11 protein-coding genes and 1 riboswitch are annotated in these 12,672 nt (G+C 61.9%); of the genes, 6 read left to right on the forward strand and 5 right to left on the reverse strand.

Annotated features, from left to right (window positions below; all coding sequences use genetic code 11):
* Positions 1-62: 62 nt before the first annotated feature.
* Complete coding sequence (locus tag B8783_RS17955; RefSeq protein WP_084421755.1) at positions 63-2,648, reverse strand: hypothetical protein; 2,586 nt, start codon at positions 2,646-2,648, stop codon at positions 63-65.
* An 82-nt stretch (positions 2,649-2,730) separates the two neighbouring features.
* Entirely contained in the window at positions 2,731-3,297 is a 567-nt protein-coding gene (locus B8783_RS17960) for an ECF-type sigma factor (RefSeq protein ID WP_084421757.1), read from the reverse strand.
* Between the two features lie 220 nt (positions 3,298-3,517).
* On the opposite strand from B8783_RS17960, the gene B8783_RS17965 reads away from it, so the two are divergent.
* On the forward strand, positions 3,518-3,979 hold the full coding sequence (locus B8783_RS17965; protein ID WP_084421759.1) for a hypothetical protein: 462 nt from the start codon (positions 3,518-3,520) through the stop codon (positions 3,977-3,979).
* Positions 3,980-4,082: 103 nt separating this feature from the next.
* Here B8783_RS17965 and B8783_RS17970 read toward each other — a convergent pair whose 3' ends face one another.
* A complete protein-coding gene (locus B8783_RS17970) occupies positions 4,083-4,955 on the reverse strand; it encodes a hypothetical protein (protein ID WP_084421761.1) in 873 nt (290 codons plus the stop codon).
* Positions 4,955-6,481 carry a vWA domain-containing protein gene (locus B8783_RS17975; RefSeq protein WP_169711855.1) on the reverse strand — a complete coding sequence of 509 codons (1,527 nt, stop codon included), beginning with the start codon at positions 6,479-6,481 and terminating at the stop codon, positions 4,955-4,957. Before B8783_RS17975 ends, B8783_RS17970 begins: the two co-directional genes overlap by 1 nt.
* Before the next feature lie 233 nt (positions 6,482-6,714).
* Here B8783_RS17975 and cobT point away from each other — a divergent pair, with 233 nt between their 5' ends.
* The 4 genes from cobT to cobO are packed head-to-tail and all read left to right on the forward strand — an operon-like array spanning position 6,715 to position 9,609.
* Positions 6,715-7,731: a nicotinate-nucleotide--dimethylbenzimidazole phosphoribosyltransferase gene (gene cobT / locus B8783_RS17980; protein WP_084422182.1), complete on the forward strand. Its 1,017-nt coding sequence runs from the start codon at positions 6,715-6,717 to the stop codon at positions 7,729-7,731.
* Complete coding sequence (cobS, locus tag B8783_RS17985; protein ID WP_084421765.1) at positions 7,728-8,486, forward strand: adenosylcobinamide-GDP ribazoletransferase; 759 nt, start codon at positions 7,728-7,730, stop codon at positions 8,484-8,486. The genes cobT and cobS overlap by 4 nt, the downstream gene beginning before the upstream one ends.
* Positions 8,477-8,995: an alpha-ribazole phosphatase gene (gene cobC / locus B8783_RS17990; RefSeq protein WP_084421767.1), complete on the forward strand. Its 519-nt coding sequence runs from the start codon at positions 8,477-8,479 to the stop codon at positions 8,993-8,995. The genes cobS and cobC overlap by 10 nt, the downstream gene beginning before the upstream one ends.
* Positions 8,996-9,006: 11 nt before the next feature.
* Positions 9,007-9,609 (forward strand): cob(I)yrinic acid a,c-diamide adenosyltransferase, encoded by a 603-nt coding sequence (gene cobO / locus B8783_RS17995; protein ID WP_084421769.1) that lies wholly within the window; start codon positions 9,007-9,009, stop codon positions 9,607-9,609.
* A 72-nt stretch (positions 9,610-9,681) separates the two neighbouring features.
* Here cobO and B8783_RS18000 read toward each other — a convergent pair whose 3' ends face one another.
* Entirely contained in the window at positions 9,682-10,308 is a 627-nt protein-coding gene (locus tag B8783_RS18000) for a YceI family protein (RefSeq protein ID WP_169711856.1), read from the reverse strand.
* Between the two features lie 155 nt (positions 10,309-10,463).
* Positions 10,464-10,652, forward strand: a riboswitch (cobalamin riboswitch).
* Positions 10,653-10,823: 171 nt separating this feature from the next.
* Between B8783_RS18000 and B8783_RS18005 the strand changes: the two genes are divergently transcribed.
* On the forward strand, positions 10,824-12,668 hold the full coding sequence (locus tag B8783_RS18005; protein WP_084421772.1) for a TonB-dependent receptor plug domain-containing protein: 1,845 nt from the start codon (positions 10,824-10,826) through the stop codon (positions 12,666-12,668).
* Positions 12,669-12,672 lie beyond the last annotated feature (4 nt).

The raw sequence follows: 12,672 nt of genomic DNA on the forward strand, positions 1-12,672 counted from the left end.
TTTCCTGTCTTGAAGCTCGGCTCGCAAAACGCGATCGCACAATCCGTGAGCTAGGCGTTGCCTCAGTTTTTCCCGAGTACCTCATCCTTCATCATGCAGATCAACTCAGGCGGATAGGCAGGGTCCTTTATCTCCGCATACAGGTCATAGAAGGACTGATAGAGTTCGTCCGGCACGCCTTCGAGCTGTTTCTCGATGATGGCATCGATGTCCGCTTCCGTGAACGAACAGCCGGCGACCAGCCCGGATTCTGCCATTTGCGGCGCGGTGTAGGATGAAGGCGACCGCAGCTCGGATTTCCGCTCCGATTGCCATTCGGCCAGCATTTCGCTCTTTGCGGCTTCCGGCATGCCGTTCCAGGTCTTCTCGCCCAGCACGTCGCGCGGGTGCATCGCCCACGCGAAGGCTTCCTCTGCTGAGGCCAGTGCGAAGGGAGTATACACTTCACCGCTGATCTTTCCGGTGATGCGGGCCTCGCAGGGCTCGCCGGGATCGTCCAACTCCACATCATAGCGCAGGCGCACATGGGTGTTGCTTTGCGAGATTACCGTCACCGTGCCGCGCCCGTCGGCATAGGTCGGTTCATAATAGCCGCGCGCTTCCAGGTCCGGCTGGGTGTAGACCAGCGAGAAGCGCGCCGGATAGGTGCCCGGCCCTGTCAGGCGTTGCTCGGGGGTCATCTCAAAATTCAGCTCGAATTCCGACGTCGCGCCAGATAACTGGCCTGATTTCATCGCCTGCATCGCCCCGGCCTGCACACTCGCCATGCGCGCCTGACAGACCTTCAGCGGGGACTCTTCAGGCAGACCACCCGTGGGCATGCCGCCGAATATCAAGCCCATGTCCTCGCCGAGTGTGCCCACGCCAAGGGCCGTCATCGCCCGCGAACAGGTGTCCAGTCCTTGCACACCGCCCACGCGGAAAATGCCGGAGAAGGTCGGCGCCTTGTCGAAGCCGGTGCCCTCATATCCCATCACCGTGCGCCCAGTCTCCATCAGCACCATCGGCCCGCTCGGCAGCGGCGGCACGACTTGGCGCGGGCGTTCGCAATACGTGTCCTTCTCCGCGAATGTGGTCACGTCCAGGTCGGCCTCGGCCTTGTGCACCCCCTCGCCGAACGTGACGGTCAGCTCCAGAGGCCGTGTGTCGGCAATCGCGTCACGACGGGCATTGGTGAAGACCAGCGTCATCTTGCCGTCTTCGAACGAGGCGTCCGGGTTCATCAGCAGCTCCCAGTTCTTGACCACGTCGCCAGTGCGAGCATCCTCGACCACGAGACCATTTCGAATCCGCGTGGCTTTCTCGACCGGCAGGGAGGCATCCGTTTCGGCCCCGTCAATCTCATGCTCAAAACTCTGGTCCGCGACGAGGATGAGGCCATCGAGATCTGCCGCGTCCGCATCCTTGGACTCTGCCAGCACGGCAAAACCCGGCGGAAGGAGCGGGTCCAGCCCCTCACCGTCCCAGGAGACGACCACGCACTGAGAGCCGGTTGGCCGGAGGAAGAAGGAAAGCGTCTCCACAGGCCCGAGCAGGGAGAGCGTAACTTCCTGGCAGCCTTCGTCCTCAACGCCATTCAGCCCCAGCTGCCAGTCGTCGCGCGTTCCGGCAGAAAAAAGCGCACGCGTCGCGCCAACCCAGCGCGTCACCGCCAGAAGCCGGGCAAGTTGGCCCGGCCCATCGTCGGTGACATAGGAATCGTCGAGCCAGGTCCAGACGCTTTCCAGATCGTTCGGGCTTTTCGCCGACTGGTCATAGGCCTTCAGGAAATTATCGTCTGCGACATTGGCCAGCATGAACAGCGCGTATTCAGGGTTCATCCCTTCCGCCAGCAGCGGCATGGACAGATTGCGCCGCCCGAAGAAGGTCTCAAGATAGCGGTTGGCCTCTTCGAATTTGCCGACTGCCTGGCGCGCTCTCACCTCCTTATCGAGCCGCTTGAAGATCGTATACCAGGACCATTTGGCCTCGCTTGCGAATTGCGGTTTACCGAGCGCCGCGATCAGCCCCTCCACACTGCCAATCTCGTTCATCGCGCGCTGGTAAGGCGTCCCCGTCAGGTCCTCGCCTGCAAACGTTTCATCGCAGGCTACCGCCGCTTGCATGCGACCGAGCGTCATCGCCGCGTCCAGCGCAGGGATCGGGATCGAAGCCGTGGGGACGGAAGGTGGCTCATCCCGCAGCCATGTCTCCGGCAGCAGTAAATAAGGCAGGCCCGACGGCGTCGCCACGGGCTCGACGCCCCAGCAGCCCCTGGCGGTCGGCCTTTTCACACCGGCGCGCAGGATGGCGAGTGTATGCGCGGCCGGGTGGTTTCCCAGCGTCTCTCCGTAGATCGGGGCGGCGAACAACTCTCCGTTCGCGTGTCGATGCCAGAGGGAAAAGTTCACACGGGTCATCAGCCGCTGGGTGTAGACAAGAAAGGTGTCCTCCGGCGCCTCCTGCAGGCGCAGGCTACCGGGCGTGACGCCATCCCGGAAAATCGTCCCTGCAGGCGGGGCCTCGTCCATCACGATGGCCATATGCGCAAGCAGATTTTTGTCCCGTTCACTCGGTCCCTGTTGCGCCCCTGCGGAGAGAGACAGACCCGACAGGGCGGCAAGTCCGCCTACCGCTAGCGCCAGTGTGCGTTTCCATGTCGGTGCCATCGCCCTGTCCTTCTGTGACCTGCTTCACACAGGACCACGCAGGCGCCGCGGATATCAGGACATGGAAAGCAGATCGCATTAATCAGAGCTGGGCGTAATCGAGGCGCAATTTCAGATAGGCCCGCGCCTTCTCCCAGTCGCGCCGCACGGTGCGCGAGGTTACGCCCAGAAGGCTCGCCGTCTCATCCTCGGTATATCCCGCGAAAAAGCGGCAATCGATCACCCGAACAAGGCGTGGCGAGTCCTCGGCCAGATCGCTGAGGCAGGCCTCGACATCGAGGATGCGGTCGAGATGGCCGTCATCGGCATCATCGGCCACGTCGACCTCATCGATCGAGACCGCCGCCTGCCCGCCGCCGCGCTTGGCTGCCTTGCGGTTGCGCGCATGGCCGATCAGGGCATGGCGCAGGGCCAGCGCCATTGATGCGAGGAAGTGCTCCTCGTCGCGCCAGTCCTGTTCCCGCTGCATCTTGAGGAAAGCATCGTGTAGCAAGTCCCCGGTCAAATAGGTGTCTCTTGCCAACCTGCGCCGGCGGATGCGCCGGGCCAGCAGGAGCAGGTCGTCATACCGGGTCTCGAACAGTCGCTGGGCCGAATAGCTTTCCGCCTTCGGCCAGATGTTCGCATCTGAATAGAATGACCCGTCCATGTGCCCCGCAGTGTGCCTCCCGCCTGTTGCCGCTGGTGAATCCAAACAGATTCAGCTGGTTTGTCCACCATCACACATGAACACTGGGTGATCGCAATCGTAAAGAGTGGTTCAGGTTTGGCGCGCAGGGCGTCCGCTTTTGCTGGGGGGCTGCGTGGGAGGATGCAGGGATGCCCACGCACAGCGTCCGGGGTTCCGGTTCAAACGAACAGGAGACAATATGTTCAAGCACACGACCAAATCCGTTCTGGCCACCGCCGCCCTCATGCTCGCCGCCTGCGGTTCTGAAAACCCTCCCGCGGAGGGCACACCTTCCAAACCCGCCGCTGAAGCACCTGCACCAGCCGTGACCTATTCGACATCCAGGCCGCGCACCTCTGACGATGTCACCGTCGCCATGCAGGCCGCCTGCTATCTGCGCAATTCGACCGGTGAGGTCTGGTATATCGCGAAGGCCACGGAAGTGCAGATCCCGGCCCGATCGTCGGACTTCAAGGTCCCCGCCAAGGAGGCTTTCGTCGCGAAAGTCCGCGCTGAACGACCTGCGTCCGAAATTGGCGACACACCGATGAACCCGACCTGCTTTGTCGATTTCAAGCCCGAGAGCGTCAACGCCCAGCTCGACCGGTTCACCACCGCCTCGAAAGAGCCGGGCATGAAGATCGTCAAGATCAAATTCTGAACCCGAACCGCCCGCTCCGAAACGCATGAAAGCCAGCCCAACGGGCTGGCTTTCTCTTGCTCCGCATGCGTCCCCGCCCCGGCCATGACCGAGGCCGCCTGCGTCACTCCTCGGGCACGGAAACATCCGGGATCGGAAAACACGCCTGGCGGTTGGCAGCGTAGACGGCGAATACCTCCATCGCTTCTGACACCAGCGCCGGATCGAAGGCTTCGTAGTCGATGTCGGTGGCGACAGCTGTGTACGCCGCCATCCGCTCCTTTGCCCCGTCGGCGCCATCGGCCGCAGCGACAAGCCCGTCCCAGGCACACGCGCAAGCGTCCCTCTCCAGCCTGTCGACCTCCGTGCACCGGTGGATGAAGGCTTGCCGGTAATCCGCCAACGGCGTTTCAAGCGGGCCGGCCTTCTCGATCCGGGAGAGGGAATCATCCCAGCCCACCGTGTCCATATCGATGATCTTTGCCGGTTCGGAGCGCAGCAGGTCTCCATCCTCATCCAGGATGACCGCACTCCCCCGCCGCGCGGGAGGCGGCGTTTCGGCATCCGCGTCCGCGCCCTCAAGCATGCCGGTGAAATCCACAGCACCGCTGTTGATTGGCTCGGAGCCTTCCTCAAGCAGGTCAATCATCTCGTCGGCATTGTCCAGCTCGCCATACCGGTCGGAGGATGCACAGTTGAGCATGGCGACGGTAAGCCCGCTCATCGCCGTCACGCTCACCTCATAATCGCGAGGGGACTTGACCTGCTCTGACATCACCCGGGCGGCCGCCATCGCATCTTCCGCCGAGGGATCAGGCAGCGAACGCGACCATTCATCGAAACCGCAGGTACATGCCGCGAGCTGGTCTGCCCCCCGCTCTTCGCACTGGGCGAGGAAGGCGGAACGGTAGGTGCTCACCGTCGGCTTGGGCTCGTCCGCCGCCACCGGCAGCGCGCCCATAACAGCCGCTGCCGTGAGGAATACGCCGACCCGCATCACTGCACCGTCAGCGTCTGGCGCGCGATGACATAAGGCACGCTCGACACGATCACATAGCGAAGTTCGTAGGTTCCCGGCGCGTCCGGTGCCGTGAGAGCCACCGAGTCGCCCGACGTGTAGACATAGTCATAGCCCTGCGAATAGCTGCCCGCGCCTTCGTCCGGCTCGGTGATGGTCACATAGACATCGCTGCCGCCATCCGAAACGACGGGGCCGCTCGCGACGACGGAGAAGCTGGCACCGGCAGACACGCTGGACGGGGCATCCATGCTGGCCGCCGACGGCGCAATGGTCAGCGCCTTGCGTTCCTGGACCGTGTTCACATCACCGGCCTCGCGCACGACACGGATCTCGTAGGCTCCGCCTTCGCCCGGCGCGCGCAGGATGACGCCTTCTTCGGTCAGGTATTCAAACACCTCATACTCGGCGTCGGCGGCGTCGGCTGCAACGATGGTCACATAGTCTGTTGCAGGATCGAAAGCGGTCGCCCAGCGTACAGGGACGGCGTAGCCCGCCTCCACGCTGTCCGGCGCCTCGATCGCGCCCTTCACCGGGGTGAGCAGGATCGGCCGGGTGGCGAGCACGCTTTCCCCATCGCTCGCGACATAGCGCAGCTCATACGCGCCTTCTGTGCCCGGCATGCGCACTTCCAGCGGATTGCCCTTGGACACCAGACCCGAAACCAGCGCGTCGCGCACATCCGCCCCAGGGGCATAGACGCCGATCCTGTCGAACTCCCCTCCGGGGCCGGTCCAGGCCACCTCGACCAGCGTGCCAAGTTCGGCTTCGTCCGGCGCGTCCAGCGTAGCAGGGTCAAGTGCGACAGGTTCAGGCTCAGGTGCCGGTTCGGTCTTCGGCGCGGCCTGGGCGGTCTTCTCTAGAGCGGGGCCGAGGTCCTTGGCACTGTCGACATCGGTATAGGTGCCGCCGGTCTGGTCGGCGATGCAGGCCAGTGCAGCCTTATCGGCCGGTTTGCGGATGTCGACACCGACCACATGGGCCACGAGGTCGATGTTCTGTTTCTTCAATTCTGCCGCCAGCGCGCACGGGTCACCCCCGCAGGTCTCGATCCCGTCGCTGACAAGGATGATTGAGCCTCGGCCATCGCCCGGCAGCAGGCCTGCAGACTTGCGTAGCGCGCTCGTTATCGGCGTGCGCCCGCGCGGAATGATGCCATCGACTGCATCAATCATGGTGTCGCGATTGCCGGTCCCGGGCTCGGCGATCACTTCGATATCGCTGCAATCGCTCTGCTTGCGGTGGCCGTAGGCAACAAGCCCCACCGGGCGGCTCGCCTCAATGCGCGGCAACAGGTCGCCGAACGCGCCGCGCGCCAACGAAATCTTCGCCTCGCCGTCGATCTGACCCCACATGGAGTTGGACCCGTCCAGCACGAACACGACGGGATCGTCGTTCGGCGCGGTGTTCTGCGCGGCTGCAGTCAGCGACAAAGCAAGACCGGCCAGAGACAGGCTGCTAAGGAGCGCGGTTCGCAGCGGGCGATGGAAGGTGTATCGGGTCATGTCGGCATCCTGTGTAGAAGGGGGCGAAAACGTCCCGTCATGGGACTTCTCCTCCTCTCCACGCATCGTGATCGGGAAACCGGACACCAATTCGCAATTGGGAGCGGTTAGGCGCCGCGTGGGGGCTACAGACCGATGAAAAAAATGTGTTTGGTTTGAAGCATTAGTTCGCGCGTGTGCGGGGGCAGAGATAAAACTGTATGGCTCTGCCTCCACCATGGCGATAGAGCGGCATGATGACGACGCCCAACGAAGATTTTCAAACATCGATCCAACGTGCCCTCGATTCCAAGACCAAGCCGGTTGGTTCGCTTGGGCGGATTGAGGGATTGGCTGCCCAGCTTGCAAAAATCCAGAACACCCTTCTGCCCATCATAGCGAATTGCCAGCTCACCATATTTGCCGGAGACCACGGCATGGCGGCGGCAGGGGTGTCTGCTTACCCGCAGGATGTCACCCGGCAAATGGTGTCGAACTTTCTCGCGGGTGGTGCGGCGGCGAACGTGTTTGCTCGCACGCTTGGCGTCGATGTGCAGGTGGTCGATTGCGGCGTCGCGGGCGAGCCGATGGATCATCCCGCTCTTCTTTCGCTTCGTATTGGGGCGGGGACCGCAAATGCGATCAACGGCCCGGCCATGACAGGAGATGAACGGGACCAGGCGCTGGCCAACGGACGCGTCATTGGTGCCAAAGGTGATCATCACGCGGCCTGCTTCGGTGAGATGGGGATTGGAAATACGTCCTCGGCAAGCCTTATGGCGGCGAAGATCCTGGGCTTTCCTGTCGGAGCGCTTGTCGGGCGCGGGACCGGTCTGGACGGCGATGGACTCCAGAAGAAACAGGCGTTGCTGGAAACGGCCGCCGGGCGGACACCGGAGAAACTCCACGCAGACACAGCACTAATGGAGTATGGAGGCTTTGAGATTGTCACCATGGCGGGCGCCATGCTCGGTGCGGCCGAAGCCGGAAAGATCGTCATCGTGGATGGCTTCATTGCAACCGCTGCAGCCCTTTGCGCGCGAGACATCGTGCCAGGCTGCGAGCGCAGCTTTGTCTACGCCCACCGCTCCGCTGAAGCTGGGCACGCTTGCGTGCTGGATGCGCTCGACGCCAAACCGCTCCTCGATCTCGATATGCGTCTGGGCGAGGGCACGGGCGCGCTGCTCGCCTGGCCACTGATCCAGGCAGCGGCTGCGATGTTGCGCGACATGGCGAGTTTCGACAGCGCAGGCGTCAGCGGTCCGGCATGAAGGACGAACTCGCCAAGCTTGGCCTCGCCATCCAGTTCCTCACGCGCATCCCGCTGCCCATAGAGCCGGGTTATACGCCAGAGCGGATGGCAGGTACGCCTGCCTACTATCCGCTGGTTGGGGCGATGATCGGGGGCGTGTGTGCGGGGGGCTTCTGGCTTGCATCGCTGGGCTTGCCAGCAGGTGTCAGCGTCGTCATCGCGCTCGGGGTGGGCCTGCTCCTGACCGGGGCGTTCCATGAGGATGGTCTGGCCGACACGTTCGACGGCGTGGGCGGCGGACTAACGCGTGAGACAGCGCTCCTTATCATGAAGGACAGCCGGATCGGCACTTATGGCACCGCGGCGCTGGTCGTTGTCCTGCTTCTCAAGGCGGCTGCCCTGGCCGCCATGCCGGGCGCAGTTGTCATCGTCGCGCTGGTCGCCGGCCATGCCCTGTCGCGGCTCTCCGCCGTCCTGGTCATCGCGACCAGCCGCTATGTGCGGGAGGAGGGCACTGGCAAGCCGGTCGCGGCGGGCCTGTCTCTCGGCGCATTGTGCGTCGCCTGTCTGACCGGCGCGCTGACCATCGCTTTCTGGTCTCTCCTTCAGCCTTTCTCGGCCATACTCTGTGGGCTTGGCGGACTTGTCATCGGCCATGTGCTCATGCGGCTGGTCTTCGAGCCCAAACTCGGCGGATATACCGGTGACACGCTGGGCGCAGTCCAGCAGGTCAGCGAGACAGGTTTCTATCTCGGTCTGCTCGTATGGTTCTGACGCTGCTGCGCCATACCCGCGTCGATGTGGCACCCGGCACCTGCTATGGCGTAAGCGATGTCGCACTGGCGGCGAGTTTTGTCAGGGAGGTGGACGCGCTCCTCCCCGGCCTGCCGGAAGTCGACCTTGTCTTGACCAGCCCTCTGTCGCGCTGCCGGCGGCTGGCCGAGCGCATTGCCACGCACGTAATCCGGCCGCTCAGTGAAGATGACCGCATCCGTGAGATGGATTTCGGGCGGTGGGAAGGCCGTTTATGGAACGAGATCCCGCGCGCCGAGATTGATGCCTGGGCGGCGGACTTCCTGCATGCCCGCCCGCATGGCGGAGAAAGCGTCGCCATGTTGCGTGCCCGCGCGCTGGACGCCTTGCGCGATCATCGCAACAACGACGGTCACACCTTGATTGTCACGCATGCAGGCGTCATCAAGGCAGCCCTCGCCGCAGAGGAGACCGCCGCAGGCTACGCCATGGGGATCGACTTTGGCGGGTTCGTAACTCTGATCTATTGAAAGGACGTTCCATGCCAACTCAGCAGACCCATACCGACAGGATGAAAGCCCTCCAGGCCGAGCAGAAGAAGAAAACGTCCGAAGCCCGCGACCCGGGCCGTGGTCTCGTCCTGGTTCACACTGGCAATGGCAAGGGCAAGTCAAGCTCGGCTTTCGGTGTCATCATTCGTGCGCTCGGCTGGAAACAGAAAGTCGGTGTCGTCCAGTTCATCAAGGGAAAGTGGGTGACTGGCGAGAAGCAGTTCTTCATGAAGTTCGACGACCAGATCGACTGGCACACCATGGGTGAAGGCTTCACCTGGGACACCCAGGACCGGGACCGTGACGTCGCGGCCGCCGAATCGGCTTTCGCCCGGGCCGCCGAAATGATGCAGAGCGGTGAGTATGATCTCATCGTGCTGGACGAGATAAATATCGCCCTGCGTTACGACTATCTCGACATCGACAAAGTGCTTGGGGCCCTGAAGGCCCGCTCCAATCGCACCAGCGTCATCCTTACGGGTCGCGATGCCAAGCCGGAGCTTTGCGATTATGCCGATCTCGTCAGCGAGATGACCGAGGTGAAGCACCCCTTCAAGGCAGGCATAAAGGCCCAGCGAGGTATTGATTTCTGAAAGGCCACCCGCCGCCAGACACTCTCTGGAGCAAGGCACGGTTTTTCTGGAAAACCTCTCCTGGCGTGGCGATCACTCGTCTTCGGCCTCGAAGACAAAAGTGAATGTGACGGGTGAGGCCGGCGTGATGGAGGGCAATCCAGCCACTTCGCGCAACCGCTCAAGCCCATTGTCCAGATTAAATTCGGCCACGTTCACCACCACGGGCTCTGCAGACGCTACCTCTATGCGGGCGTCCCCAATCCGGGTGACGAAGACATCGGCATAGACCGGGGCCTCCACGCCGTGCAACGACAACTCGCCCGTGATCTCCGCCTTAGTGCGGCCACCGACCGGTAGATCGGCAAAAGCCTCCGGATCGACGGAGGCATTTATCGTGGCCACGGGATAGGTGCCGGTCTCAAAGAACATCTCTCGCATGCGCTCATTGCGCAGGTCGATCTTGGTTTCGACCTTGTCGAGCGGGATATCTATCTCGGCTTCGCCGTCAGGTGAAATCTGTCCTGAAAGACCTGCAAAAGTATGGCTTTCAATCAATTCACCTGCCTTGATTGAAGCGAACGCAATGCTCGACCCTGCGGTATCGAGCGACCATGTCGCTGAAACTGGTCTGGCGTCGGCCTGTTGGGCGTTTCCAGCTTCCGGTGTTCCCTGTCCACAACTTGCCGCCATAAGAATGGCCGCGGCCAAACCTGTCATTGCTTTCGCTCGCATATCGTCAACCTAACGCACTTGCTTTGAATTCCATCCGACTGTGAAGTGGGGGCTGCCCTCGTTCCGACCGCTTCACCACACGCAGCGTTGCACACTGACAGCGCCAACCGCAACCCAATTGACAATCTCTCGCACTTGCAGCATCCAGCGCCTCAGATGGTGCTCCCTTAACAGGGGGCTAAGAGGGAAGCCGGTGTAAATCCGGTGCTGTACCCGCAACTGTCAGCCAGGAGCTGATGGCCAACCAAGCCACTGGGGCACATGCCCTGGGAAGGCGGCCAAAGGCATTGATCGGCGAGCCAGGAGACCTGCCATCGCGTCGTTCGTCCGGAGACCGGGATAAGTTCTCTGAGGGCGGGAAGGCTGATGCCTCTCCTTTTGTAACGACACCCTGAAAACAGGCTGGCCGCCCGCATGAGCCATAGGCTCATGGGTCAGATATTGTCGTTATGAATTGCACCTGTCTTCACGGGCGGCGCGGTGCTGTGAGAGGAATACCCATGTATAAGACGGCTCTGCTCAGCGCGGCGGCCATCGGCATTGCTATGCCGGGTTTCGCGCAACAATCGGATACTGAAGAAAACAAGCTAGCTCCGATCATTGTCGAAGGCTCACGCCTCGACCAGACAGCCACAGAAGTCGGGTCCAGCGTCAGCATCATCTCTGCTGAAGATCTTGAAAAGCTCGACCTCGACTTCGCACTCGACGCAGTGGCCACAGCGCCCGGCGTCACGATAAATCAGAACGGCACCTTTGGCGGTTCAGCGAGCGTCCGCATCCGTGGGGCCTCGTCAGGGCAGACACTTGTCCTCATAGACGGCGTCCCGGTTGGCGATCCTTCGACGACAGATGGCAGCTTCAACTTCGCCTATCTCGACACCGCGAATATTGATCGGATCGAGGTTCTGAAAGGGCCGCAGTCGACGCTCTGGGGCTCAGACGCCATTGGCGGCGTGGTTTCCATCACGACTAAACAGCCCGACGATGGTTTCGGTGGCATGGCATTCGCCGAATACGGCTCGTTCAACACGCTGCGTGGCGGCGCTTCCGTGGAAGGCGCAAATGAGACCGGCGATTTCCGGCTGTCCGCGTCTGGCATTTCGACCGACGGCATCTCCAAGGCCGACGAAGAGAATGGCAACACGGAAGATGACGCTTACGAGTCGACCACCCTGTCTGCAAGGGGCGGGCTAAACCTGCCAGGCGATGCGCGGCTGCAGGCAAGTGTTCTCTATAACGATGCCGAGTCCGAGTATGACAGCTTCAACGGCGCGGCTCAGGGAAGCGTCGCCGATGGCGATGAAGTCACGCAGAATGAGACTTTGTCCGGTAATGTATCGCTGGAAGTGCCGCTGCTCGACGATCGTCTGGATAACCTGTTCCTCGTCGGCTACTCCGATATCACCCGCGAGAACTTCACGAATGGGGCGCAAAGCTATTTCGCTGAGGGCGACCGGGCGATCTTCCGGTATCAGGGCACGTTCGAGATCAACGACATGAACACGTTGTCGGTCGGCGCTGAGCGAGAAGAAACCTCAGCCAATGGCGAGGACGCTGATACAGACAGCCTGTTCGCCCTGTATGAATTCAAGCCTGTCGACTCTCTGACGCTGACAGCGGGCGTTCGCAATGATGATGACAGCCGCTTCGGATCTGAGACGACATCCCGCTTGGCAGCGGCTTGGAATCCGACCGAACAGGTTACCATTCGCTCAAGCTGGGGGCAGGGCTTCAAGGCGCCCAGCATCTTCCAGTCCACGTATATCTGTACGTTCTGCGGCCTGACTGAGCCCAATGCCGACCTAAAGCCCGAAACATCCGAAGCCTTCGACATCGGCGTGGAATGGCGTTCGGTCGATGGACGGGCCGAAGCCGGCATCACCTACTTCGATCAGGACACGGAGAACCAGATCGATTTCTCCTACACGGCTGGTTATGACAACATCGCCTTGGTCGAGAGCAAGGGCGTGGAGTTGTTTGGCGGCTATGTCCTGAATGACTGGCTCAGCGTGAACGGCAACTACACATACATCGATGCCGAAGACGGCGACGGTAATGAGCTGGCCCGCCTGCCGCAACATTCTGGCAATGTTTCGCTCGCTGTCGATCCGGAAGGCCCGTTCTCCGGGGCGGTGCTGGTTCGCTACAATGGCGATGAAGCCAATACAAACGGCACGACACTGGACGGCTGGACCCGTGTCGACCTGACAGGGCGCTACGAACTCAATGAAAGCGTCGAGCTCTATGGCCGCGTCGAGAATCTGTTCGACGAGGATTATCAGCAGATCCTTGGCTACGGCACGCCCGGCCTTTCAGGCTCGGTCGGCCTGCGGCTGCGGTACTAGGTGC

Origin of the sequence: Henriciella litoralis, from assembly GCF_002088935.1 — a bacterium.
In the GTDB taxonomy this organism is placed as follows: domain Bacteria; phylum Pseudomonadota; class Alphaproteobacteria; order Caulobacterales; family Hyphomonadaceae; genus Henriciella; species Henriciella litoralis.

Bases quoted from the DNA above. Each gene is read 5' to 3' on its own strand.
- cobT (WP_084422182.1), top strand. From the start codon at position 6,715: ATGATGACGACGCCCAACGAAGATTTTCAAACATCGATCCAACGTGCC.
- cobO (WP_084421769.1), top strand. From the start codon at position 9,007: ATGCCAACTCAGCAGACCCATACCGACAGGATGAAAGCCCTCCAGGCC.
- B8783_RS18000 (WP_169711856.1), bottom strand. From the start codon at position 10,308: ATGACAGGTTTGGCCGCGGCCATTCTTATGGCGGCAAGTTGTGGACAG.
- B8783_RS17975 (WP_169711855.1), bottom strand. From the start codon at position 6,481: ATGACCCGATACACCTTCCATCGCCCGCTGCGAACCGCGCTCCTTAGC.
- B8783_RS18005 (WP_084421772.1), top strand. From the start codon at position 10,824: ATGTATAAGACGGCTCTGCTCAGCGCGGCGGCCATCGGCATTGCTATG.
- B8783_RS17955 (WP_084421755.1), bottom strand. From the start codon at position 2,648: ATGGCACCGACATGGAAACGCACACTGGCGCTAGCGGTAGGCGGACTT.
- B8783_RS17965 (WP_084421759.1), top strand. From the start codon at position 3,518: ATGTTCAAGCACACGACCAAATCCGTTCTGGCCACCGCCGCCCTCATG.
- cobS (WP_084421765.1), top strand. From the start codon at position 7,728: ATGAAGGACGAACTCGCCAAGCTTGGCCTCGCCATCCAGTTCCTCACG.
- B8783_RS17970 (WP_084421761.1), bottom strand. From the start codon at position 4,955: ATGCGGGTCGGCGTATTCCTCACGGCAGCGGCTGTTATGGGCGCGCTG.
- B8783_RS17960 (WP_084421757.1), bottom strand. From the start codon at position 3,297: ATGGACGGGTCATTCTATTCAGATGCGAACATCTGGCCGAAGGCGGAA.
- cobC (WP_084421767.1), top strand. From the start codon at position 8,477: ATGGTTCTGACGCTGCTGCGCCATACCCGCGTCGATGTGGCACCCGGC.